Source organism: Chryseobacterium viscerum, assembly GCF_002899945.2.
Taxonomy (GTDB): Bacteria; Bacteroidota; Bacteroidia; order Flavobacteriales; family Weeksellaceae; genus Chryseobacterium; species Chryseobacterium viscerum.
In genome coordinates this window covers 545,729-568,934 of record NZ_PPEG02000003.1, presented here as the reverse complement: position 1 = coordinate 568,934, position 23,206 = coordinate 545,729, and the positions used below count along the sequence as shown (strand labels likewise).

Genomic DNA, 23,206 nt, shown 5'->3' with positions numbered 1-23,206 from the left:
AATATCTTAACTTCCTTATTCTATTTTTCATCAAAAAAAAAGAGACTGTTTGTGATAAACAGTCTCTTTTTTATTTTATTTCTTCAGACACTTTTCAAGGAACTGATCCTGTTCCCATAAAAGGTGTAAGATATTTTCTTTAGCCTGGTATCCGTGGGCTTCTTTTGGAAGAAGAACCATTTTTACCGGAGCACCCAGATTTTTCAAAGCCTGGAAGTATCTTTCTGTTTGTAAAGTGAAAGTTCCAGGGTTGTTATCTGCATCCCCGTGAATCAGAAGAAGTGGTGTCTTCATTTTGTCTGCATTCATGAATGGAGACATCTTGTTATAGATCTCCGGAATGTCCCAATAGTTTCTCTGCTCGCTCTGGAACCCAAATGGAGTCAAAGTTCTGTTATAAGCTCCACTTCTGGCAATTCCACATGCAAAAAGGTTAGAATGTGTCAAAAGGTTTGCCGTCATAAATGCCCCATAAGAATGTCCCCCTACAGCTACTTTCTTTTTGTCGATATAGCCCAGTTGATCTACTGCATCAATTGCAGCCGCAGCATTCGCTACCAATTGTGGGATAAATGTATCGTTAGGTTCTGTTTTTCCTTCTCCAATAATTGGGAAAGCGGCATCATCAAGAACTGCATATCCTTTCGTTGTCCAGTACACAAAAGATCCGTAGTATGGGAATGTAAAATCGTTCGGGTTTTGAGTGTTCTGCCCTGCCGTATTTTTATCTTTATATTCTGTAGGATAAGCCCAAATTAATAACGGAAGCTTCTCTTTTTTCGCTTTTCTATCGTAATTGGCAGGAAGATACAGCGTTCCTGTTAAGGTAACTCCATCATTTCTCTTATATGTAATTACTTCTTTGTAAACGTCTTTGATACTTTCAAAAGGATTGGCAAAGTTGGTTACAGCTTCTGCTTTATTGGATTTAATATTCTTTTTGAAGTAATTAGGATAAAGGCTTGGAGACTGTTGAGTCGTAAGAATTTCCCCCTTTGAAGCATTTAGGATATCTATGATTTCTTCCTTCCCATTTTTTATATTAGAAGTGTAAAGTCTTTTCTTTTTCAGTGATTTCACATCCATTTCATCGATAAAAGGATGCTGTCCGTCTTTGGTAAATCCATTTCCAATCAGGTAGGCTTTTCCACCTTTCATATCGATGACATATTTCCCGTACTGGTTTTTCGTTGTGTTAAAATTTCCCGGATCACTGTAAACATCCTGATAATTTCTATCATCGAAAATTTTAGATTCTCCATTATTGGTATCTATCAGGTAAGATTTTGTATTTCTTGTGTCATACCAGCCTTCTGAAACAATGGCATAATGATCATTTGTCCAAACGACATCATCATATCTCTGTTTTGTTTTGAAGAAAGATTTCGGAGCTGCTGTAAATGGAGCTTCCCAGGTAAATACCTCGTCTCTGTAGTCTGCTGTTTTAGACTGATCTCCTCCATCCAAAGCTTCAGCAAAGGTAAGAGTAGCAGGAGCATCACTTCTCCATGCCATATCTCTTTTTCCGGTTCTCACCGATGAGAATCCTTTCGGCATGATTTCGTTCAAAGGAACTTCATTCACTGTTTTTACAGCATTCCCTTTCGAATCATATACTACTGTTGTTGAAGGAAACCTATTTAGAGGAACGATATAGGAAAATGGCTTTTTGATTGTTGTAGCCATCAGATAATTTCCGTCAGGAGAAAAACTTAAGCCGGCATACATATCCTGGTCTTTCAATTTCTTAAGATTTCCTGAAAAATCTACATTATAAATTTCCGAAGCGGTAAGAGTCTCAAAGTTTTTTTCGTCCTGAGGATTTTTCAAAAGATCCTGATACGTTCTGTTCTGGGAAACTTTACCATCTGCTGTTGAAACAATCGGGCCTGTTGGAAGATCTTTGCTTGCATCTATAAGAGCGGGTCTGTTTTGTGGAATTGCCCTGATCAGGAAGCTTTGAGAATCATTATACCAAACATAAGGCATTCCTAAATTGGCATTCAGATTATCAGCCGTAATTTTCTTAGCAGAAGCGGTTTCCATATCTACTACCCAGAGTTCTACTCCTTTAGCAGTTGTATTGGTAAAAGCCAGTTTCTTTTCATCCGGTGAAAACGAAACATAGGTAATTTTTGGATTGGAAGGCAGATTTTTTACCTGAATCTCATTTTTATCATTGATCTTTCTGATCTTCAGATTATTTGAGTAGGTGGTACTGCTTGAAATATTGGTAACCGGATTGATCCTAAGCCCACCAAGTTTCATTTCCTGCTGGCTAAGATCTTCCAGCGTTTTATATGTTGGACGATACGTAAACACCACCCAGTCTTTTTTACTGTTCATCAAAACACTTGGTGGTCTTTGATAATCTGCCAGTTTTAAGATTTCTGCAGAGGGTTTCTGATAAGTGATATTCTCCTGTGCATCATAAAAATTGAGAAATGCCAGAAGGCAAATAGTCAGTTTTATCTTCATATAATTTATTTTCAACTAATGTAGTGAATTTTAAAAGATCTTTAAAATTAAAAAAAATAAGACACTTTTTAGTGTTGTATTCTGTTTTTTTATTACTTTTATCTGACCAATTGAAATAATATGAAAAATTTAAAAAAATTATCAAAGAGCAATCTGAAAACGATCATTGGAGGAAGTGCACCATTATGTGATGCAGGCTATATGGCTTGCAGAGTAAAAGACGAAAACGGAAAGCTGATTTGGGAGTGCTTACCTAACTGCAATTATTAAGAACAAACAAGGCACTTCATTTCCTGAAGTGCCTTGTTTTATTTTCTATTGTTATTATGATTAAATTACCATTCTGAAGCTCTTTTCCTTCTCTCGATCATATGGTCTACCGAAAATTTTCCGGCACCGATTACCATCAACAGAAGATAAACGGAAAGATAGACAAGAGGCATTTCTCTCTTTTCAAAAGAGTCTCCACCATGTACTACAAAACCAGCAATGATCATCGTAAAGATCAGAAATCCCAGAGAAACTCTTGTAAAGAGGCCTAATATAAGTAGTATTGAACATACAAATTCAGCAAAAACCGTAAGAATAAGCGATATCTGAGGTCCTAATCCCATAAAATCGAAAAACTCAATTTTACCGCCCGCCAATAACATCTGAAGTTTTGGGAAACCATGAGAAAGCATTGCAAAGCCAACAAAGACTCTTACCGCTAATAAAACAATATCTTTAGGTATTGAGCTCCAATTTGAATTATTATAGTTCATGTACTAAAAAATTTATACTAAGATAATAAAAATCTTTTAATATAAAGGGATTCCGGCTGTTTTAGTTTATCTGTAACCGAAATTTTTAAGATCTCTATCGTTCTTTCTCCAGTCTTTTTTTACTTTTACAAATAAATTTAAGTGAATTTTTTTGGTGAAAAACTTTTCCAGGTCCAATCTTGCTTCTGTTCCAACTTTTTTGATAGCCTCTCCTTTGTGCCCGATAATAATTCCTTTCTGAGTATCTCTTTCTACATAAATAATAGAGTCGATAAAAATAATTCCTTCTTTCTCTTTGAACTGTTCTGTGACTACTTCTACAGAGTATGGAATTTCTTTATCATAATTCAGAAGGATTTTCTCACGGATTGCCTCGTTTACGAAGAATCTTTCGGGTTTATCCGTGTACTGATCTTTATCGTAATAAGGAGGGTTCTCAGGAAGTAAAGATTTTATTTTAGGTAAAATGATCTCTGTATTAAAGGCATTCAATGCCGAAATAGGCAGAATTTCAGCCTTCGGAATTCTGTTGTGCCATTCTTCTACTAGTTTCTCAAGACCTGCCTGATCAGTCTGGTCTACTTTATTTAATAAAAGAAGTACGGGTACAGGGATTTTATTTAATTTATCAATTAAAAATTCTGATGGTTCCGCTTTATCGGTAACATCTACAATAAACAGGAAAACATCAGCATCCTGTAGAGAGTCCTTTACAAAATCCATCATTTTTTCCTGCAGCCCGTATTTTGGGTCCAATACTCCGGGAGTATCAGAAAATACAATCTGAAGATCATCTTCATTATAAATACCAAAAATTCTGTGACGGGTTGTCTGCGCTTTCTGCGTTACAATCGCCAACTTCTCTCCCATTAATTGGTTTAGCAAGGTCGATTTTCCCGCATTGGGCTTTCCAACTATATTTACAAATCCAGCTTTGTGCATAAAAATAATATTACAAAGCGCAAAGTTAGTAAAACAAAATTGGTCTTTACGGCTAATGTTGAAAGATTTAAAATAAAAAAGCCTTCCCAATTAAGGAAAGACTTTCTCTGGAAATGAAATTGAACTAAATGATATGATTTTTCATAAATTTTAAACTGCCACGAGCCAATTCCTCAGCATCGTGTGGAGATTTCTGCCATAAAGAAACCATTTGCTGCATTCCGGGAATGGAAGAAGAAAAGTTTTCTAAAACCAGATTCCCCTCAAAATTGATTTCTTTTAAAGCTTTAAAAAATTCGTTCCAGTTTACAGCACCTTCACCAAGCATTCCGCGGTGAGATTCTGTCATGTGAACGTGTTTTAACTTGTTTCCTGCAAGAATGATCGGATCAAAAAAATTATTTTCCTCAATATTCATGTGGAAAGTGTCCAAATGAAGGAATAAATTATCTCTTCCTGTTTTTGAGATCAGATCTAAAACATTTTTTGCAGTATTACAAACATAAGTTTCGTAACGGTTGATAGGTTCAATTGCAATGTTTACGCCTTTTTCTTTGGCATAATCTGCAACTTTACTCCAAACTTCAACAATAATTTCAGCTTCATTTTCAGTTAAAGGATTCCCCGAAAACGCTCCGATTCCGCCATGAAGAACACCTCCTAAAAAATTTGTTTCTAATTCTGAGGTCTTGTCTACAGCCTGTTTCATTAACCTTTCTGCAACTTTAGGATAGAAAGCAATGTGAGCATCTTTTGGAAGATTTAATGAGCAAACAACATCAAGATTATTGTCTTTAAGCTGCTGCTTTACTTCTTTAGCATTGAATTCCATTGACGGAGGAAGCAGAATTTCAATTAAATCAAAACCTGCTTTTCCCGTTTTTTCTATCGCATACTTTCCGGCTTCAGAATTCCAGTTTGGGGTGATCCATGAAAGAAGTGAAGCTCCAAATTTTACATTCATTATAATTATTGATTTTTAATTATTCATTTAAAATACCCACCACTCAGTTCGTACGCCAAAGTAAGTTCCGAATCTTTTCGCTCCCGATTGTTGCAAAAATGGAGAATAAAGACTGTTCATCGCCTGATCGTTGTATCTTGAAAATTCCGCGATCAATCTGATGTGTGGTCTTGCCCAAACGCTTCTTTCAGCAGTAGGAACCAATGTTGGAGCTAAAACTAACTTTGTCATTGATGCAGGATCCTGAGTTCCGTCTTTTCTTGTTGCAAAATGCAATTCGGAAACAATATGGAACCAGTTATTGAAATAATAAGTTGCTCTTAAACCTGTATTAAATTCAGATTTTTTATTGAAGATTTCACGGTTATAATAATCGACAGCTTTATTATCACTGTTTGCTCCACCTTTACTTTGAGTATAAACAGCATAAGCATTTACAGACCATCTATCAGAAAGATTTAACAAAATATGTTCAACCGCAGTTAAAGAGTACGCGCCTTTATAAGTCTTTGTAACTTCATCTGGAGCTCCATAAGTTCTCCATGTTTGGGTATTTCCGCCATCTCCACCGTTTGCAATTCCGCCTCCGTATCTCAAGGAAATTTGGTTAAAAGATCCCGGAAGTTTTGTTTTTAAATCTGTATTTAATTTTGCTCCCAAAACCCAGCCTTTATCTGACGGATAATTTTCCTTAGAATTTTTTCCAGATTTATCTACATTATGAAATTCCGCAAGAAGTTTCAGTTTATGATCGCCATTTTTAAACGGAATAGTATGTTCCAAAACAAATACTTCTCTTTGTCTGTAAATCAAACTTTTTGTACCGCTGATCACATTCGTATAAGAATAGGGTGTAGAATTACTCGCTGCCGTGTCTATCGCTGCCGGAAAAAACATGGAAAAGCTTGTATTTTTATGTTTTACTCCCCAACCTGTCGCCGAATGATCATCAAAATAAAAATAATCTGCAATATGTACATCATTAAATCTCAACCATCTGGATCCTGCCCAAACATCCCAATCACTTCCCATGATATTTCTTGCTTCAACGAAAGCTTCCGGTAAAGCAACGATCATTCCCTGATTAGATTTCGAATCTACGTTTCCTAAAAATGTTCCGCCAGAATAGAAACTTAATCTCGCCTGCATATCAATTTTAGTACTTTTTGTACTGTCGCCACCTGCAACAGGAGTGAAATGAAAAGCCGGTAGGAAATCTACATAGTCCCCCTGATCCATTCTTCCTCCCAAAGAACCTTGATTATTAAGATTTAATTGCCTACCTGTACGCCCATCCGCATTCGGGGAATAAGCCGCACCGATCCTACCCGTTGTTCCAAAAGAGAATTTTTTATTGGTAATGATGATTTGCGCATTTAAAATTTGACTAGCAATTAGTAAAAGCCAAAAACTATATTTAAAAACATTTGTGTTCATATTCTACTTCAGAGTTTTTGGTTTGTAAAATTTTAAAGCAAAAATGATAATGATCACATAACAGATAATTGGCAATAAGTACGCATGAGCAACGTCTGTTTCTGCAATTTTACCCATAATTGGTGGGAAAATTGCTCCTCCGAACATCGCCATTACCAAGAAAGATGATGCCTGCTGAACCTTATTACCCAATCTTTTAAGGCCAAGACTGAAAATCGTTGGATACATTACGCTTAAGAATAAATTCAACATAATTAAACTAATGAATGATACCCATCCGAAACTTTGAGAAATAATAAGACAAAGCACAATATTACAAGCTGTAAAAATTGCTAAAAGCTTATTAGGTGCAATATATTTCATTAAAAACGTTCCAACAAAACGTCCAATCATCATCATTGCCATACTTAAAGAGAAATAATATGAAGCCTGAGTTTCCTGAAGATGCATTTTTTCAACTCCGTAGTTGATAAAGAATGCCCATGTTCCGCCTTGTGCTGCAATATTGAAAAACTGAGCAGCAACTGCAAAAATAAAGTGTCTTTGCTTCCAAAGCGGAGCATTTGGATCGCTGTCGTGGTGGTGATCTTCACCTGTTGTATGTTCCAACATTTCAATTTCTTCCGCGTGAGGATCTTTTAAACTTGGAACTTTAATGAAAAAGAAAATAATAGTAATTACTAAAATCACGATTCCGATCCATGCATACAAACTTTTCACAGAATCCAAAGAGTTATCTTCCTGACCTGCTCCAAAGATGAAAAAACCACCCAACAAAGGTCCGATAATCGCTCCCAATCCGTTGAATGACTGAGCGAAATTCACTCTCTGGTCACTCGTTCTCTCATCACCTAACGCCGCAACGAAAGGGTGAGCAACAGTTTCTAAAGTCGCCATCCCCATCGCAAGGATAAATAGTGCAACTCTAAAGAAATCAAAAGACATATTGTTTGCTGCAGGAATAAAAAGGAAACATCCGCCCGCAAACAATGACAATCCCAAAATAACGCCTAATTTATACCCAAATTTTTTCATGAAAAGTCCCGCAGGAATTCCCATCAAAGCATACGCTCCGAATATTGAAAGCTGTACCAATCCGGATTTTGATTTGGAAATACTAAGCACATTTTGGAAGTGCTTGTTCAATACATCTCCCATCGTCAGGGCAATAGCCCAGAAAAAGAACAGGGAGATCACGAAAGAGAATACAACAAGGTATTTCTTTTCAGTAAATTTAGCTGAATTCATAAGTGTGTTTTTAGAATGTTAAAAGTTTATTGATAAGTTCTAATTTTTAAATTTTTGAAATTCTTCATACTCATAATCCGGGCAAGCGCCTGATTTTGAAGTTATAAAAGCACCAAGAGAAATTGCTTCCGTCATAATTTCTTCCGGACTTTTCCCCTGAACTCTTTTAGAAATAAAACCTGCAAGAAAAGCATCTCCACTTCCTACTGTGTCTGCAATTTTAATCGGAACAGCTTCAAATCCATAATTTCTGTCTCCAACGAAATATCTAGCCCCTTTACTTCCTTTTGTAAGTACAATTTCTTTGATATCAAAGTGATTTTGAATGAAAGTTACACTCTCATCTTCGCTGATATATTCTTCGCTTAAGAACTCCATGATTTGTCTCATTTCAGCTTTATTCATTTTTACGATATCGGCTTTGTGTAAAAGCTCTTTAATCAAATCAATATCAATGAATGGCGGTCTGAAATTAACATCGAAAATTTTAAGTTTTGCGAATTCTATAAGCTTTAAAAGTGTTTCTTTAGACTTTGGATTTCTTGCAGAAAGACTTCCGAAAACAAAAGCTTCGGCATTAGCTATCAATTCTTTATGTTCAGGTAAAAATTCGATATAATCCCAAGCTACATGATTTACAATATCATAAGTTGCTTCATTATGTTCATCAATTTTTGCAATTACAGTACTTGTAGGATGTTTATTATCAAGCTGAATGTATTCTGTGGTTAATCCCCATCCTTTTATTTGGTCTGTCAGTTTTCTACCAAGATCATCGTTCCCGATTCTGCTTAGCATTTTAACATCAGTTCCCATTTTGTATACATTGTATGCAACATTGAAGGGCGCTCCCCCCTCTCTGGTACCTTCTGGAAATATATCCCAAAGAACTTCACCAAAACAAACTACATAAAGATTTTCTTTTATCATAAGCTTAAACGTTTAATTTATTCGTAAAATTTTTACCTCTCCGATTTCTTATTAATCAATTTTGCAGGAAAGGTTATTTTTCTACCTCCAACGGTATAATTATCAATCTGAGCATCAAGAATTTTCACCGCTTCTCTTGCCATTTCCATTAGAGGTTACTGCACAAAACTAATCTCAGTTGGAAAAAGGCTGTACGCTTCTGTCTGATCAAAAGCAATTACCGATACATCTTGCGGAACTTTAATATCTTTTTGATTTAAGAACTTCACCAAAACAAACTGCATGAAAATTTTCTTTCATCATAAGCTTAAACGTTTAATTATTCGTAAAATTTTTATCTCTCCGATTTCTTATTAATCAATTTTGCAGGAAAGTTTATTTTTCCACCTCCAACGGTACATCTTGTGGAACTTTAATATCTTTTTGATTTAAGAACTTCACCAAAACAAACTGCATGAAAATTTTCTTTCATCATAAGCTTAAACGTTTAATTTATTCGTGAAATTTTTATCTCACCGAATTCCTATTAATCAATTTTGCAGGAAAGGTTATTTTTCTACCGTCAACGGTATAATTATCAATCTGAGCATCAAGAATTTTCACTGCTTCTCTTGCCATTTCCATTAGAGGTTGTTGCACAAAACTAATCTCAGTTGGAAAAAGGCTGTACGCTTCTGTCTGATCAAAAGCAATTACCGATACATCTTGTGGAACTTTAATGTTTTTTTGATTTAAATAGCTCAATCCTGCAATCCCAAGCTTATTGCTTGAAAAATATAAAGCTGTTTTTTTTGAAAGATCTAAAGTTTCATCAAGTCCTTTATAAATTTCTTCTCTGATATTATTGATACCAATCAATAACTTTTTATACTGAATATCAGCCGTGGAGATACGTTTGTCAAATCCTTCCTTTCTGTCTAACAAATGAGGAAGCTTGGTATCATATCCGATATAGATGATCTCTTCGAAATTTTTCTCAACCAAAAATTCGCAAATGCTTTCCGAAATCTCAGAATTATTGATCATAATTCCGGGAATATTTACATTTTTAAGATAACGGTCAATCGTTACGATAGGATATTCTTCTTTTAACAGTTTTAAAACCGCTTCATCAGAGTCTACAACTGGCGCCAGAATCATCCCATCTACCTGCTGCTCAGAGAAAAGCTCTGTTAATTTCCTGAATTTTTCAGGATTTTCATCAGAACTTCCAATAAGCAGTGTATAACCAAGTTTCATGGCTTCATCTTCAATATTCCTTGCTATATTTGAATAAAAATCATTCGAAATATCTGCTAAAATAAGTCCTATCAGCTTACTTTCACTCATTTTAAGACTTTTTGCAATCTTATTGGGAGTATAATTAATCGTTTCAGCCACTTCAAGAATTTTCACTTTTGTGGCCTCACTTATTCTGCTTCCTTCTTTTTTATTTAAAACATAGGAAACGGTTGCAACAGAAACTCCTGCAATTCTCGCTATGTCCTTAATGGAAGCTCTCTTCATATTATTTTATCAGTTTATGGTACAAAAGTATCTTATAAAATATAAACAAAACAATAGTCGTATTTTTTTGGCTATCTGGAAAATTATTGTATTTTCGCCTCTTTTTAAATTCTAGAATTAAATAAAATATAAAACATTAATTATAAACAACTTAAACAATTTGATTATTGATATTAATTTAATGTTAACCAAAAATTACATCTTCTGATGTTAATTTAGTTATATTTTTGGTTAAACGTTTAGATTGTTAATTTTTAATATATTTTGAAAATAATTTAAAATATGGCAAAAATATCCTCTTATTTAACCATTTAAAACCAATACTTTTGAATATTAGAATTCATCTTTATGAATATAGACCAGATTCTGGACCAGATTTACCTTCTTCCTGAGGCATCAAAAAACAGTTTAAAAGAACGTATCACAGAGGTTTCTCATCCTAAAGGCTTTTGCCTGATGGAAGCTGATAAAGTGATTCCGTACCTCTATTTTATAAGAAAAGGAATTGCGCGTGCATACTCTTCAACAGCTGAGAATGATATTACGTTCTGGTTCGGAAGTGAGGGCCAGTGTATTCTTTCTATGAAAAGCTATGTAGAGGATAAACCCGGCTATGAAAGCATCGAATTGCTGGAAGACTGTGATCTGTACAGAATGGAAACAGAAAGTCTCAGAAAACTATTCAATGAAGATATTCATATTGCCAACTGGGGAAGAAAACTAGCAGAAGCAGAAATGATAAAATCTGAAGAACTGATTATTTCAAGACAGTTCAAAACTTCTTTGGAACGCTATAAAGACATTATCACCTATCAGCCTGATTTACTCAAAAGAGTTCAGCTTGGTTATATTGCTTCTTATCTTGGGATTACCCAGGTAAGTTTGAGCAGAATCCGGGCTGAGATTAAATAATTTTTGATTTTGAGGATGGAAGCTGGATGATGGAAGAAGGAAGTTATGATAGTCCATTAAGGAATCTTGCTCATTTTTATTTATTAATGATTCTACGAACTTTATCTAAAAAATGTTTACTAATTATCATATGAGACAATAACATCCATCTTCATTCTTCCAGCTTCCAACTTTAGGTTTTAAGAATTGAAAGATTTAAAAAGTCTTATGTTTTGGCTAAAGCCAAAGGAATGATTGTTTATATTGAAAGCGGACTAAAGTCCGCCCCTATTGATATTGATATTGATATTGATATTGATATTATGTCTGCAGTTCTTTCTTCCAGCTTCCAACTCCCATCTTCCTTCTTTGCCGCCGTCTTCATTTTTTAACAATTGTAAAATTTTTTCTCCTTACAAATCCTGAACTTTGCTGTAGAAAAATTTAAAAAATGAATTGGATCATATTAGTTATCGCGGGATTATTTGAAGTTGCCTTTGCATCATGTCTGGGAAAGGCAAAAGAAACTTCCGGAACGGAATCCTATTATTGGTATGCAGGCTTTCTGGTAACATTGACTATCAGTATGGTTTTACTGATCAAAGCGACTCAAACACTGCCCATCGGTACGGCTTATGCGGTATGGACGGGAATTGGGGCTGTAGGAACGGCTTTAATGGGAATTATCTTCTTTAAGGATCCCGTTAGTTTTTGGAGGGTGTTTTTTATTGTAACCCTTATTGCTTCTGTAGTAGGCTTGAAAGCTGTGTCTTCATCACATTAGAAAAGTGCATGCATTTCTATCTATATTTAAAAATGGAAACCGTCTTCGCAATGAAGGCGGTTTTTTATTTTATAGGGTTGAATATCTATTTTTCTTATTTATACTTTTACCTTGAAGCAAAAGTATACAAAAGTTCAAGACTGGAAACATCCACTAAAAATTTAAATCGACTCTTATAAGCATTCAACCTTTTACTGGTAATTCTTCATATAAAAACCCGTTTCAGTAGTTGAAACGGGTTTTGTTTTATTTTTTATATACTAAAGGTAAGATCTCATTATGCCTTAACCCGTATTTTTTTATTTCATCTTCCGGAAACTTCTGGGAGTAGAAATTTGGTTCTGTTTCAAAGCCTGCCTTTCTTAAACGGTCAAAATAATCCATTCCATACCAACGGACATGATCATATTGTCCAAAGTGTTTCTGGCGTTCTTTAGGATCTTTGATGGTAAAATCTTCATAGGTTTTCTCCAAAGAATTTTTCATCGGAACCTGAAGAATTCCCCACCCTCCTGGCTTCATTACTCTGTACAGCTCACTCATTGCCTTTGCATCATCTTCGATATGTTCCAGAACATGGTTACAGAAAATAATATCGAACGTTTCATTCTCAAAAGGTAAGTCCAGAATATCAGCCTTCACATCAACAATCGGAGAATATAAGTCTGCCGAAATATAGTTCAGATTACTCATTCTCTTGAACTTCCTTAAAAATTCCTGTTCCGGAGCAATATGCAGAACTTTATAATTTTTAATGAAAAAATCAGTTTCGTTCTGAAGATACAGCCACATCTGGCGGTGTCTCTCCAGACTTAATGTTCCGGGAGAAAGAGCATTTTCTCTCTGTTTTCCATATCCATACGGAAGGAATTTCCTGTAAGATCTTCCGTCAATAGGGTCAAAGAATTGATCTCCTTTGAAAAACTGATAGATAAGCGGTCTTGCCCAAATGCTCATCTTAATAAGCATCGGACGTGGTATTTTATTCAGTAAAAGCTTCGTTAACTTTTTCATTAAAAATCCAGTTGGAACTGCTTTTCTTCATCACTTACAATCCCTAAAGCTTCATACACATATTCAAATGTTGAAAGCAATACCGGCTTACCATTGATCACCGCTACATCATGTTCAAAGTGAGCAGATGGCATATTATCCAACGTTGTTACCGTCCAGCCATCGCTATGGAATTTCACTTTCTCTGTTCCAAGATTGATCATGGGCTCAATAGCAATTGCTAAACCGTCTTTAATTATTTTTCCACTTCCCTGTCTTCCGTAGTTAGGAACCTGTGGATCTTCGTGCATTTTTCTTCCCAAACCGTGTCCTACAAGCTCTCTTACCACTCCATATCCTTCTTTCTCACAATGAGCCTGAATTGCATGGGAGATATCTCCTATTCTTTTTCCTCTGACACATTGCTCAATACCTTTGTAAAGAGATTCTTTGGTAACCTGAAGCATCTTCTTTACCTCCGGCTTCACTTCTCCAATTTCAAAAGTATACGCATGATCTCCTACGAAACCGTTAAGAATAGCCCCACAGTCTACAGAAAGAACATCTCCTTCTTTTATTTCTTCCTTATTTGGAAAACCATGAACTACCTGCTCATTTGGAGAGATACACAAAGAGTTTGGAAATCCTCCATATCCTAAAAATGCAGGTTCAGCACCATGATCTTTAATAAAATCATGAGCCAATTTATCCAAATATAAGGTTGTAATCCCTGGTTTAATTTCTTTTGCCAACATTCCCAATGTTTTAGAAACCAAACGGGCGCTCTCCTTCATCAGACGTAATTCGTCTATCGTTTTTAATTGAATCATTGTATATAGATGTTAGATATTAGATGTTAGAAGCCAGATACAGCGTTACGCTTATTTTGCTTCCCATCATCTTATGAACTTTCTATCATAAATTATAAAAATCAGAAGCATTTGATATTAAAAAACTAACATCTCAAATCTAGCTTCTACCTTCTATATCTTACCAGAAAAGTCCTTTTTTCTTTTCTTTTTTAAGTTTTGAATAGGCAAGAACTTCTTTTCCTTCTACACGGAATTCTATTCTTTCCTGAATAATATTGTAGATCTCACCCCAGCCTGGGAATCCACCTAAATTTCTGTCGTCAATGAACCAGTCTGCATCTAATTTTCTGGATTGAGTCTCAGAGTCAAAAACTTCTCCTTCAAAGCTTGAATTCACTGCATAAAATTCTATTCCGTTTTTTTTGCAAAATTCTACGGCTTCATCTAATGTTTTTCCGTGTCTGTAAGTCCAAAGAATAAGTCTGAAACCTTCGGCCTGGAGTCTTCTTAATGTTTCGAAAGCAAAAGTTTTCGCTTTTCCAATTGCCGGGTAAGCGTCATCTACAATCGTTCCGTCAAAGTCAACAGCAATCTTTTTATTATTTAACATTTTGTTTTTTTTAGCTTTTGCAAAGATAAGAAATAAAAAGAGTGCCCAAAAGAAAGGCACTCAATACTTTTATAATTTAAATAATATGTAAATCAATTATTTCTTTACCCAGCTGAACTGAAACTGAAGATCTGGAGTAGAAACCCTGTCTGTGATCTTCTGTAGTCTTGCAGGAAGCTTCATCAGATATTCCTGAGCTTTTTCTGCTTTTTCTGTAAGTCCTTTCACATGCTCAATTTTCCATTCATCTAAAAGGTCTTTCATGATATTGATATAATCATGACCAGTGTATACCATACATCTTTGTGCTGCATCTGAGAAATGTCCCCAAAGTTCTCCTGCCTTCTGCCCTGATTGTCTCATCAGGTGAGCCGGCATTACAATCTTCTTACGCATCATATCTTCGAAGGCAAGAATCATTTCTGAAGGGTCTATTTCAAGAATTTTAGCAACGAAATGTTTGTATGCTTTAGCGTGTCTTGCTTCATCTGCAGCAATTACCCCACACATTTTTGCCAGTTTTCCGTTTCCGGATTGTTTTGCAAGCGTCCCTACTCTTCTGTGAGAAATATTGGTTGCTGTTTCCTGGAAGCTTGTGTAGACGAAATTTCTATACGGATCCATACTTGTTCCCAAGTCGAAACCATCATTGATCAGGTATTGAGTCGTAATTTCTACTTCTCTCATGTTTACTCTTCCACACAGATAAAGATATTTGTTTAATAAATCTCCGTGTCTGTTTTCTTCTGCAGTCCATGCTCTTACCCAATTGGCCCAACCTAATTTTCCTTCCTGATTGATTCCATCAACTCCCATCAACCAAGACTCATAAGAAGGAAGTGCTTCTTCTGTGATACAGTCTCCAATCAGTGTTACGAAAAGATCATAAGGCATTTCACGAGCAAAAGTCTGAATTTCTTCTAAATCGTGTTTGAATTCATCACTTGAAGGATCTGGTAAATAATCGGAAGGCTGCCAGATTTTTTCAATTGGCGTTAAAAATTTATCAAGAAAAGAACCTACTTCCTTTTCCAATATTCCCATTACTTCTTTCCTTACAAGCTTTTGATACATTTTACTATTCAGTTTTAAGTTACAAAGATATGATTTATTTATTATTTAGCGCATAATAAAGTATGCAAGTCATACCTTATCTGACATAAGTCATAAAAAAAATGCCGCTACAAAAGTATAACGGCATTCTTTTAACAATATTATTGAATTTTAGTTAACTAAAACTTCTCCTGTCATTGTATCTGGTATTTTAACCCCCATTACATTAAGGATTGTAGGGGCTACATCTCCTAATTTTCCGGGCTTTAGGTTCCAAGTATGCTCTTTATCCATTACGATAAAAGGAACCAGATTTGTTGAGTGCTGGGTATTAGGAGTTCCGTCTGCGTTGATCATTACATCAGAGTTTCCGTGGTCTGCAAGAATGAAAACAGCATATCCGTTTTCATAAGCAGCTGTTGCTACTTTTTCAATACACTGGTCTACAACTTCAGCAGCTTTTACAGCAGCTTCAAAAACCCCTGTATGCCCTACCATATCTGTATTGGCAAAATTTAAGCAAACAAAATCAGCAGTTCCCTGTTCCAATTCTGGTACGATGGCATTGGTAATATCATAAGCTGACATTTCCGGCTTTAAATCATACGTAGGAACATCTTTTGGACTTGGGCACAGCAGTCTTCTTTCCCCTTCAAATTCTTCTTCTCTTCCTCCTGAGAAAAAGAAAGTAACGTGAGGATATTTTTCAGTTTCTGCAATTCTGATCTGGGTTTTTCCATTTTTTTCAAGAATTTCACCCATTGTTTCCGTCAATACATTTTCGTCAAAAACGACCTGTACATTCTGAAATGTCTTATCATAGTTTGTCAGGGTGACATAATAAAGATTCAGCTTTTTCATGGAGTACTCCGGGAAATCTTTCTGGGAAAGAACTTCTGTAATCTCTCTACCTCTGTCTGTACGGAAGTTGAAACAGATCACCACGTCATTATCAATGATTTTTGCTACCGGAACTATATTTCCTGTCGCTGTCGTATTCATTAAAATAATGGGTTTCAGGAACTCATCGGTCACATTATTATCATAAGAAGCCTTAATCGCTGCCAAAGCATCCGTTGTTGGCTCTCCTATTCCTTCTACAAGGGCATCATAAGCCAGTTTTACACGTTCCCATCTCTTGTCTCTGTCCATCGCATAGTATCTTCCTACTACTGTTGCCAGTTTTCCTGTAGTCGCTTCCATATGCTTCTGAAGCTCATCAATAAATCCAAATCCTGAATGCGGATCACAGTCTCTACCATCGGTAAATGCATGAACAAAAACGTTGTCATTCAAACCAAAGTTTTTTGCGGCAGTCAGTAATCCTTTTAAGTGATTGATATGTGAGTGTACTCCTCCATTGGAAACCAATCCGATAAAGTGTATTTTTTTATTTTCTCTTTTGGCATATTCAAAAGCATCCTGAATCACTTTTTCCTGGCCCAGTGTTCCGTTTTCAACAGCCATGTTGAGTTTAACAAGGTTCTGGTAAACGACTCTCCCGGCTCCCAGGTTCATGTGTCCTACTTCAGAATTTCCCATCTGCCCCGCTGGTAGTCCCACAGCCAGACCACTTGCTTCAAGTGTAGTATGTGGAAATTTTTTGTAACAGCTGTCTATGAATGGTGTATTTGCTTTGTCTATTGCAGAAACGTTAGGGTTTGTTCCCAATCCCCATCCGTCAAGAATTGCCAGTATTGCTTTTTTTGACATTTTGTAAAACTTTTGTTGTACAAATTTACCTAATTTCCTATGAATAGAAGAATTTGAAGTCTTGAATTTTATTGATGGCTGATCTTATTATCATAAAAGGGCAAAAGCTTTTTAACACTTAAGCTATTTTAAGTGACATGATGATTGCATAGAAGTTCACTTAAGTTGTGAAAAATCTCAGATTTTTTCTGATATCACAATGGGGTTGTCACCTCTATTCTACTCAGCTTTTTTACATTCCCGGAACCCTGTCAAGGTTTTAAACCTTGACAGGGTTGAAAAATTGAAATTTCGTTGGTTATTTCAGTCAATTACTCAGTAAATCTTTTTAATTTTGCGGTATGGATTTACGAGATCAATTGAAGAATCTTTTTCCTGATCATGATGAGCAGGATTTTGAGATGCCTGAAGAGCAATTCAAGCAGAAAGAGCCTTTGGTATGCAAGTTTGAGAAAAAAGGGAGAAATGGCAAGCCTGTGACGGTTGTTGAAGGTTGGGAAGGCAGTGAGGAAGAATTGAAAAAAATCTCAAAGAAAATAAAAACCACCCTGGGTATAGGCGGTTCTGAGAAGGATGGGACGATTATCATTCAGGGGGATAACCGTGATAAAATAATGAATATCCTTAAAGAAATGGGATATAAAACCAAACGTGTTGGCGGATAGATCTAGAAATAGATCTGGGTCTCCGGAAGTAAGGTTTTTAAATTTTCAATTGTAGATTTTTCTATAGGATTTCCTGTAAGAATCAAGGTTTTCAGGTTTTTCAGCTGTTTGATTTCTACAGGAATATCTTTCAGATTGTTATTGGCCAGATTCATGCTGACAATATTTTTCAGCCCTTTTACTTTGGGTGAAATTTCCGTGATATTATTTCCACTTACATTCAGAAATTCAAGATGCTGAGATTTGAACAGATTTTCCGGAAGCCTGGTGATTGAGTTCTGCTGCAGCTCAAGATATTTTAGATTTCTAGGAAAAGATAAATTCCCTAAATCATTGATCTGATTATCGGAAAGATTTAAAAACTTCAGATTTTTAATCTGATCAAGTCTATCTGCTATAAAGCTGATCTGGTTTCCCTGAAGATTAATCTCTTCCAGCGTCGGAATTTCCATTAAGGCTTCGGGAAAGGTATTCAGGTTGTTGGCATCGAAATGTACTACCTTTAAGTTCTGAAGCTTTGCAAGATTAGGATTAATGCTTGTCAGGCTGTTCAGATTCATTGAAAAAGTGGTCAGTTTCTTAAGATTACTTACCTCATCCGGAATATATTTAATGCTGTTTTCATTCACATTTAAAATTTCCAGCTCTTTTAATGCAAAGAGTTCCTGATCCATCTTTTCAAGCTTATTGGCCATGATATTCAAAAAGAATAATGATTCCAGCTTAACGATCTGAGGAGGAAGATTAAAGAGACCTTTCTCTCTGAAACTCATACTGTAGACCGTTTTTTTACTGTTTAAAGCATCTTCGACATTGGTAAAAGTGGGATACTTCACCGGATCAATCTGTGCTTTGATCTGGGAAAGTGAAAGAATGGAAATAAGTAAGAAAAGCTTTTTCATAAAGATAAAACGTCTGCCAGCAACCGAGGCTGCCGACAGACAAGAATTATAAATAATTTATTTCTTTAAAAGTTTAACAGTTTTCTGGAATCCTCCTTCTGCTTCAATATTTAAAACTAAAACACGGGATCCTTCTAACTGTTGAGTGAAATCAAGGTCTAATACTTTGTTTGTCCCATTGAATTTCTTCGTATAAACGATTTTCCCATCCATGCTGTAAGCTGTCACAGAAATATCTTTCAATCCTTTTGGTGAATTGATTTTTACGATTCCGGAAGTTGGGTTAGGGGCTACTGTTACTGTATTTTCTGCAGTATGGTTGTCAATAGTTCCTAAAGAACCTTCAATTCCTAAGTTATTTTTAAGTGCAATTACGATTGTTGCTGATTTTCCTTTATAATCAATGGTATTCCCTGTTGCATCAATATCTGTAGAGATCGTTGAATCCGGATGCTGAATAGAGAAGAAACCAAATTTGTGATCAGGGGTAAATGTCAATCCTGTAGGTTCTGAACCTGCCGGCATAGAAGCAAATAATCTTACTTTAGGGTTGGTCTGTGTATGATCCGGAGCAATTACCCAGATATAGTTTTTACCTCCATCCTGAAGTACCCAAAGGTTTCCAAGTTCATCGAAAGTAAGGTTGTCATTTCCGTCTCCCCAAGCTTCAGATTTCGTTCCCTGAGCGGTATTGAAAGAATATACAGAAGAACCTCCTCCTACAAATGTTTCTACCTGAGAAGCTGTAGTTCCGTTATCCTGAAGACGATATACTCTGTCTAATCCTTTTGCGGTAAAATAGATTTTTCCATCCAACGGGCTGATGTCAACATCTTCTACTCCGTTGAATTTTGTTCCTCCTACTGATAAAGCATTATTATTAGTATTGTTCTGATCGGCTTTTTCTTTATTCGGAACCTGAACCCAAGTTGCTGTAGTTCCTACCGGATCTCCTGCCGCAGATAATCCCTGATCTAATTTTAGAACATAAAGGTTTCCTGAAGAAAGATCATTGGGAGTATCCATTACATATTTGTACACCATATGAGTACCTCCATCTTCCCCATAGTAAGCCACAGTTCCAGCATTGTTGATCACCACGTTTTCATGGTTCATGATCCCCATCTGCCAAAGCTTGCCTTTTGTCCCGTTAGTGTTTTTAGAGATAACCTGAGCAGTAGCCGGGTCTATTTCTACCAACCATCCGTAATCTTTATATCCATCATTGTTCACATCATTGGAAGTAACAGATTCTTCTGCTGTCACTATTGTTCCCCAAGGAGTAACTCCTCCTGAACAGTTTCTGATGGTTTGTACCAGACTTGGATCTGAAAAGCTTACCGCTCTAGATTTTGTCAGCTGCCAAAGCTTTGAAGTAGCATTATAGTTGATCTCTGCCATGGTAACTCCTCCAGGATTTGTTTCATGGTTTACAGAAAGATATCCGTTGGTACTGCTTCCTGCTTTTGCAACATACCCTGTAAAGTCATTCTGGCCTCCTACGAATCCTCCTCCTTCAGTATAGCTGTCCCCTTCTTTTAGAATAAGCTGGTATTTATGTTCAGCAGGGATAATCAGTTTGTTGGTCTGTGCTGTAGGTACAATTGAAGTAAAACAGCTGATATGAGTTCCGTTACAAGATACAGGAATAGTTGTATTGGTGGTTGTTTTCAGATAAGCATCAATTCTTAAATCTGAACTGGTTACACTTCTGTTATGTAATTCAACAGAGATTCTGTTGACACCGTTTACAAATTTTGATTTTGGAATAGAAAAAAGATTATAAACACTCTCTGCTGCCCCGTCAATAGTAGTCGTTGAGAAAGTATTAAATGTAACCGTACCTGCAGGCATGTTATCTCTAACTACTTCTTCACCGTTAAGGTATACTATGATACCATCATCTCTCATTACCCCAAGCTCCATATTATCGGAAAGTGTTGAAAGATCTACGGTAAAGTCTTTAGCAAAATAAGCTGTAGTAAGCCCGGAATTGATCGTTGTAGTTACAGGATCTCCATATCCTAGTGGACCATCTCCTACCGACCATGTTGAAATGTCATAGGTTTTAGCATTCCATCCGGCTGGCTGAGCCTGATTGTTATCTTTGTAGTTCCAAGACGCATTCTTGTTGAATATAAAGGTCTGCGCCTGAATACCAGAACTGGCAAGTACAGCCAAAGCTCCTATTGCTAGTAGTTTTCTTTTCATTTCTTATTAGATTTATTAGACGTTGCAAAACTATTTTTTTAAAGCTTTCCCTCTGTTAATAGGACTTTAAATATAAATCAGCCAATATTAAATTATCAAAAACCTAATGTTAAGGGGATTAATTTTTTATTAAATAATGCGGGGTTCGGGTTGCGAGGTGCGGGGGGAGTTGGAGAGTTGGAGGGTTTGAGAGTTTTAGAGTTAGAGAGGCGAGTTGTCGGATTTCGGGATATGTTTTGTATGATGGTGAGTTTCGGGATTCGAAATGGAGGAAATTTTGATGCTGATTAGAAGAAATACAGGAATGATGAGCTTTAAACAAGCTGCTTATCTTTTATTTTTATTTAATCTTACATTTCAATCTGAATCTCCCAATCACATAATTATCTCCTGCATCCCAAACTCTCTAACCCTCCAACTCTACAACTCTCAAACCCTCCAACATAGCTACCTATTTCGCTTTACTCACATCGGTAAGAGCATTCAGAAAGGATATAATCTGTTTCATTTCTGTTTCTGTGAGGTTTAACTTATCCGCGGCCAGGGTTTGGTTTTTCATTTTTAATCCTAATCCTTCTCCACCTCCTTCATTATAAAAATCCAGAACTTCTTCCAATGTGTTGAAAGCTCCATTATGAAAATAGGGTTTGGTAAGGGCAATATTTCTCACTGTTACCGTTTTGAAAGAATAGTCGTAAATCCATGATTTCTCCTTTTTCACAGGACTGTTTCCCCTTCCTAAATCCTGATCAAGTTCCACAGGAAGCTGTTTGATCGGTCTGGTCGTTATTCCCAGTACTTCAGATTCATTTTCATTAAAAAATGGGGGCACCAGTCCTGAAAAGTGAGGCGCAAAGTGACAGGTTGCACAATTGGCTTTTCCCATAAACAGATTGAATCCTTTTTTCACATCATCAGACACCTCTTTTTCATTCCTCATAAAGCGGTCAAAGTCGCTGTCAAACGAATACAATGAAGCGACATATGAACTTAATGCTTTGGAAAAATTCTCTTTGCTGATCTTTCCGTCTTTGAAAGCGGTACGGAATGCTTTTTTATATTCAGGTTTTGTTTTTAGCTTCTGAATAATGCTTTCATAGCTTGTGTTGAATTCCTGATCATTATAAATAACGTGTTCTGCCTGCTGCTCAAGATAAAAAGCACGGAGGTCATAGAAAAACCTCTTGGCAAAAACAGCATTATATAAAGAAGGTGAATTTCTCAAAACTGTTTTTCCTTCTACATTGCTTTGTGATTTTGCTTTAAGATCTGTAAAGGCGTTTTCCTGAAGATGGCAGGTTGCACAGCTCATTTTTCCGTTACCACTCAAATTCTGGTCATAGAAAATAGATTTCCCAAGGTTTCGGAGGTCAGGGTTATCTTCTGAAGATTTCAATAAGGTATAAAAATATGGATCTAAAAAATCACTGCTGAAAAAGTTTTTATTTCCAACATTCCAGCCGGAAAATTCTTTCAGATCATCAGGTCTTCCGTCCCATTTTCCTAATTCTTCATACAATGGCTGTATGTATTTTTTATAAAATTCAATTCTGTCAAAAGTTTCAAAATCGGTATTTTTTGAAAGATAACTGATTGCTTCTGTTAAAGTCTGATTGGCTTTTTCAGTATTATAATTTTTAAAATAAGGATCATCATTAATATATTTCTGCATCCCTGAAAGCGCATGGCTTGTCTCCTCAGAAATGTTCAAAGATCCGGGAGTATCAAAACCTGACACTCCAAGTGAGTATATTCTGATCAGTTCTATCCTTAAGGGTAAAGTTCTGTTGTTTCCTTTACTCAAACCGTTTTTTAAAGCACTTAAATAAAACCCGGAATAGCTGTTGTATAAAAAGGCTGTAATGGTTTTAATCTTTTCTTTCTCATTTTCTGCCTCCTCTGAAAATATAAGTTCATCCAGCACCTGCAATCCTTCGGGAGGAAGTGTATATGCCGAAGTTCCCGCAGCTTCAATATGAAACAAAGGAGCTGCATTAAGGTGGGTTTTAGAAAATTCAGGATAATGGTAGGCGATATAGAATTCTATTTCCTTAAATGAATTTCTTGTACTGCTCAGGGATTTCTGTAATTCTTCAAGGGAAATGCGGTCTTCAGAGAACTTATCAACATCTGATTTCAGCTGCTCAAGCTTGCTTTTAAAGTCGGTTAATCCTTTATTGACAAATGTATTTTCACTTTCTATTCCTTTATAAACAGGATTAAAAGACATTACTGCAAATCCTATCAGAAGGATAATTACAAGCAGTGGGTAAGATCTCATTAATTTTTAGCGGCAAAAGTAT

General features: G+C 36.0%; 20 protein-coding genes. 4 read left to right on the top strand and 16 right to left on the bottom strand.

Annotated elements, in window-relative coordinates; all coding sequences use genetic code 11:
- Window positions 1-75: 75 nt before the first annotated feature.
- Window positions 76-2,478, bottom strand: a complete 2,403-nt coding sequence (locus C1634_RS09120; RefSeq protein ID WP_109738277.1) for a S9 family peptidase — start codon at window positions 2,476-2,478, stop codon at window positions 76-78.
- 120 nt (window positions 2,479-2,598) lie between these two features.
- On the opposite strand from C1634_RS09120, the gene C1634_RS25965 reads away from it, so the two are divergent.
- Window positions 2,599-2,748 carry a bacteriocin-like protein gene (locus C1634_RS25965; protein WP_165835294.1) on the top strand — a complete coding sequence of 50 codons (150 nt, stop codon included), beginning with the start codon at window positions 2,599-2,601 and terminating at the stop codon, window positions 2,746-2,748.
- Between the two features lie 65 nt (window positions 2,749-2,813).
- Here the strand turns inward: C1634_RS25965 and C1634_RS09115 are convergent, their stop codons facing one another.
- The 7 genes from C1634_RS09115 to C1634_RS09085 form a co-directional block, all read right to left on the bottom strand.
- Window positions 2,814-3,242 (bottom strand): DoxX family protein, encoded by a 429-nt coding sequence (locus C1634_RS09115; protein ID WP_109738276.1) that lies wholly within the window; start codon window positions 3,240-3,242, stop codon window positions 2,814-2,816.
- Window positions 3,243-3,308: 66 nt separating this feature from the next.
- Window positions 3,309-4,184, bottom strand: coding sequence for a GTPase Era (era, locus tag C1634_RS09110; RefSeq protein ID WP_103233612.1), 876 nt, complete (start codon window positions 4,182-4,184; stop codon window positions 3,309-3,311).
- Between the two features lie 124 nt (window positions 4,185-4,308).
- Window positions 4,309-5,148: a sugar phosphate isomerase/epimerase family protein gene (locus C1634_RS09105; RefSeq protein WP_109738275.1), complete on the bottom strand. Its 840-nt coding sequence runs from the start codon at window positions 5,146-5,148 to the stop codon at window positions 4,309-4,311.
- Window positions 5,149-5,175: 27 nt separating this feature from the next.
- Window positions 5,176-6,585, bottom strand: a complete 1,410-nt coding sequence (locus C1634_RS09100; RefSeq protein ID WP_109738274.1) for a carbohydrate porin — start codon at window positions 6,583-6,585, stop codon at window positions 5,176-5,178.
- A 3-nt stretch (window positions 6,586-6,588) separates the two neighbouring features.
- Window positions 6,589-7,833 carry an L-fucose:H+ symporter permease gene (gene fucP / locus C1634_RS09095; RefSeq protein ID WP_109738273.1) on the bottom strand — a complete coding sequence of 415 codons (1,245 nt, stop codon included), beginning with the start codon at window positions 7,831-7,833 and terminating at the stop codon, window positions 6,589-6,591.
- A 39-nt stretch (window positions 7,834-7,872) separates the two neighbouring features.
- Window positions 7,873-8,763: a carbohydrate kinase family protein gene (locus C1634_RS09090; RefSeq protein WP_109738272.1), complete on the bottom strand. Its 891-nt coding sequence runs from the start codon at window positions 8,761-8,763 to the stop codon at window positions 7,873-7,875.
- A gap of 507 nt (window positions 8,764-9,270) precedes the next feature.
- Window positions 9,271-10,269, bottom strand: coding sequence for a LacI family DNA-binding transcriptional regulator (locus tag C1634_RS09085; RefSeq protein ID WP_109738271.1), 999 nt, complete (start codon window positions 10,267-10,269; stop codon window positions 9,271-9,273).
- A 348-nt stretch (window positions 10,270-10,617) separates the two neighbouring features.
- On the opposite strand from C1634_RS09085, the gene C1634_RS09080 reads away from it, so the two are divergent.
- Together C1634_RS09080 and C1634_RS09075 are read left to right on the top strand one after the other, a co-directional pair.
- Window positions 10,618-11,181, top strand: a complete 564-nt coding sequence (locus tag C1634_RS09080; RefSeq protein ID WP_103234044.1) for a Crp/Fnr family transcriptional regulator — start codon at window positions 10,618-10,620, stop codon at window positions 11,179-11,181.
- 430 nt (window positions 11,182-11,611) lie between these two features.
- Entirely contained in the window at window positions 11,612-11,944 is a 333-nt protein-coding gene (locus C1634_RS09075) for a DMT family transporter (RefSeq protein WP_103234043.1), read from the top strand.
- Window positions 11,945-12,190: 246 nt separating this feature from the next.
- Here the strand turns inward: C1634_RS09075 and C1634_RS09070 are convergent, their stop codons facing one another.
- The 5 genes from C1634_RS09070 to gpmI all read right to left on the bottom strand — a co-directional run bounded on the left by C1634_RS09070 (window position 12,191) and on the right by gpmI (window position 17,125).
- A complete protein-coding gene (locus tag C1634_RS09070; protein ID WP_103234042.1) occupies window positions 12,191-12,958 on the bottom strand; it encodes a class I SAM-dependent methyltransferase in 768 nt (255 codons plus the stop codon).
- On the bottom strand, window positions 12,958-13,767 hold the full coding sequence (gene map, locus C1634_RS09065; RefSeq protein ID WP_103234041.1) for a type I methionyl aminopeptidase: 810 nt from the start codon (window positions 13,765-13,767) through the stop codon (window positions 12,958-12,960). The genes C1634_RS09070 and map overlap by 1 nt, the downstream gene beginning before the upstream one ends.
- A 160-nt stretch (window positions 13,768-13,927) precedes the next feature.
- A complete protein-coding gene (locus C1634_RS09060) occupies window positions 13,928-14,359 on the bottom strand; it encodes a BT0820 family HAD-type phosphatase (protein ID WP_109738270.1) in 432 nt (143 codons plus the stop codon).
- Between the two features lie 96 nt (window positions 14,360-14,455).
- Window positions 14,456-15,433 carry an acyl-ACP desaturase gene (locus tag C1634_RS09055; RefSeq protein ID WP_103234039.1) on the bottom strand — a complete coding sequence of 326 codons (978 nt, stop codon included), beginning with the start codon at window positions 15,431-15,433 and terminating at the stop codon, window positions 14,456-14,458.
- 150 nt (window positions 15,434-15,583) lie between these two features.
- Entirely contained in the window at window positions 15,584-17,125 is a 1,542-nt protein-coding gene (gene gpmI / locus C1634_RS09050) for a 2,3-bisphosphoglycerate-independent phosphoglycerate mutase (protein ID WP_103234038.1), read from the bottom strand.
- Between the two features lie 341 nt (window positions 17,126-17,466).
- Between gpmI and C1634_RS09045 the strand changes: the two genes are divergently transcribed.
- Window positions 17,467-17,790 carry a translation initiation factor gene (locus C1634_RS09045; RefSeq protein ID WP_109738269.1) on the top strand — a complete coding sequence of 108 codons (324 nt, stop codon included), beginning with the start codon at window positions 17,467-17,469 and terminating at the stop codon, window positions 17,788-17,790.
- 2 nt (window positions 17,791-17,792) lie between these two features.
- Here C1634_RS09045 and C1634_RS09040 read toward each other — a convergent pair whose 3' ends face one another.
- From C1634_RS09040 to C1634_RS09030, 3 genes are all read right to left on the bottom strand, one after another.
- Window positions 17,793-18,692 (bottom strand): leucine-rich repeat domain-containing protein, encoded by a 900-nt coding sequence (locus tag C1634_RS09040; RefSeq protein WP_109738268.1) that lies wholly within the window; start codon window positions 18,690-18,692, stop codon window positions 17,793-17,795.
- A gap of 57 nt (window positions 18,693-18,749) precedes the next feature.
- A complete protein-coding gene (locus C1634_RS09035) occupies window positions 18,750-20,903 on the bottom strand; it encodes an alkaline phosphatase PhoX (protein ID WP_103234035.1) in 2,154 nt (717 codons plus the stop codon).
- 451 nt (window positions 20,904-21,354) lie between these two features.
- The gene (locus tag C1634_RS09030) at window positions 21,355-23,184 is read right to left on the bottom strand and encodes a cytochrome-c peroxidase (RefSeq protein ID WP_109738267.1); all 1,830 of its coding nucleotides are present in this window, start codon (window positions 23,182-23,184) and stop codon (window positions 21,355-21,357) included.
- Window positions 23,185-23,206: the final 22 nt, after the last annotated feature.

What these genes read in the sequence shown, in the direction of transcription:
- C1634_RS09120 (WP_109738277.1), bottom strand. Translation starts at nt 2,478, where the DNA reads ATGAAGATAAAACTGACTATTTGCCTTCTGGCATTTCTCAATTTTTAT.
- C1634_RS25965 (WP_165835294.1), top strand. Translation starts at nt 2,599, where the DNA reads ATGAAAAATTTAAAAAAATTATCAAAGAGCAATCTGAAAACGATCATT.
- C1634_RS09115 (WP_109738276.1), bottom strand. Translation starts at nt 3,242, where the DNA reads ATGAACTATAATAATTCAAATTGGAGCTCAATACCTAAAGATATTGTT.
- era (WP_103233612.1), bottom strand. Translation starts at nt 4,184, where the DNA reads ATGCACAAAGCTGGATTTGTAAATATAGTTGGAAAGCCCAATGCGGGA.
- C1634_RS09105 (WP_109738275.1), bottom strand. Translation starts at nt 5,148, where the DNA reads ATGAATGTAAAATTTGGAGCTTCACTTCTTTCATGGATCACCCCAAAC.
- C1634_RS09100 (WP_109738274.1), bottom strand. Translation starts at nt 6,585, where the DNA reads ATGAACACAAATGTTTTTAAATATAGTTTTTGGCTTTTACTAATTGCT.
- fucP (WP_109738273.1), bottom strand. Translation starts at nt 7,833, where the DNA reads ATGAATTCAGCTAAATTTACTGAAAAGAAATACCTTGTTGTATTCTCT.
- C1634_RS09090 (WP_109738272.1), bottom strand. Translation starts at nt 8,763, where the DNA reads ATGATAAAAGAAAATCTTTATGTAGTTTGTTTTGGTGAAGTTCTTTGG.
- C1634_RS09085 (WP_109738271.1), bottom strand. Translation starts at nt 10,269, where the DNA reads ATGAAGAGAGCTTCCATTAAGGACATAGCGAGAATTGCAGGAGTTTCT.
- C1634_RS09080 (WP_103234044.1), top strand. Translation starts at nt 10,618, where the DNA reads ATGAATATAGACCAGATTCTGGACCAGATTTACCTTCTTCCTGAGGCA.
- C1634_RS09075 (WP_103234043.1), top strand. Translation starts at nt 11,612, where the DNA reads ATGAATTGGATCATATTAGTTATCGCGGGATTATTTGAAGTTGCCTTT.
- C1634_RS09070 (WP_103234042.1), bottom strand. Translation starts at nt 12,958, where the DNA reads ATGAAAAAGTTAACGAAGCTTTTACTGAATAAAATACCACGTCCGATG.
- map (WP_103234041.1), bottom strand. Translation starts at nt 13,767, where the DNA reads ATGATTCAATTAAAAACGATAGACGAATTACGTCTGATGAAGGAGAGC.
- C1634_RS09060 (WP_109738270.1), bottom strand. Translation starts at nt 14,359, where the DNA reads ATGTTAAATAATAAAAAGATTGCTGTTGACTTTGACGGAACGATTGTA.
- C1634_RS09055 (WP_103234039.1), bottom strand. Translation starts at nt 15,433, where the DNA reads ATGTATCAAAAGCTTGTAAGGAAAGAAGTAATGGGAATATTGGAAAAG.
- gpmI (WP_103234038.1), bottom strand. Translation starts at nt 17,125, where the DNA reads ATGTCAAAAAAAGCAATACTGGCAATTCTTGACGGATGGGGATTGGGA.
- C1634_RS09045 (WP_109738269.1), top strand. Translation starts at nt 17,467, where the DNA reads ATGGATTTACGAGATCAATTGAAGAATCTTTTTCCTGATCATGATGAG.
- C1634_RS09040 (WP_109738268.1), bottom strand. Translation starts at nt 18,692, where the DNA reads ATGAAAAAGCTTTTCTTACTTATTTCCATTCTTTCACTTTCCCAGATC.
- C1634_RS09035 (WP_103234035.1), bottom strand. Translation starts at nt 20,903, where the DNA reads ATGAAAAGAAAACTACTAGCAATAGGAGCTTTGGCTGTACTTGCCAGT.
- C1634_RS09030 (WP_109738267.1), bottom strand. Translation starts at nt 23,184, where the DNA reads ATGAGATCTTACCCACTGCTTGTAATTATCCTTCTGATAGGATTTGCA.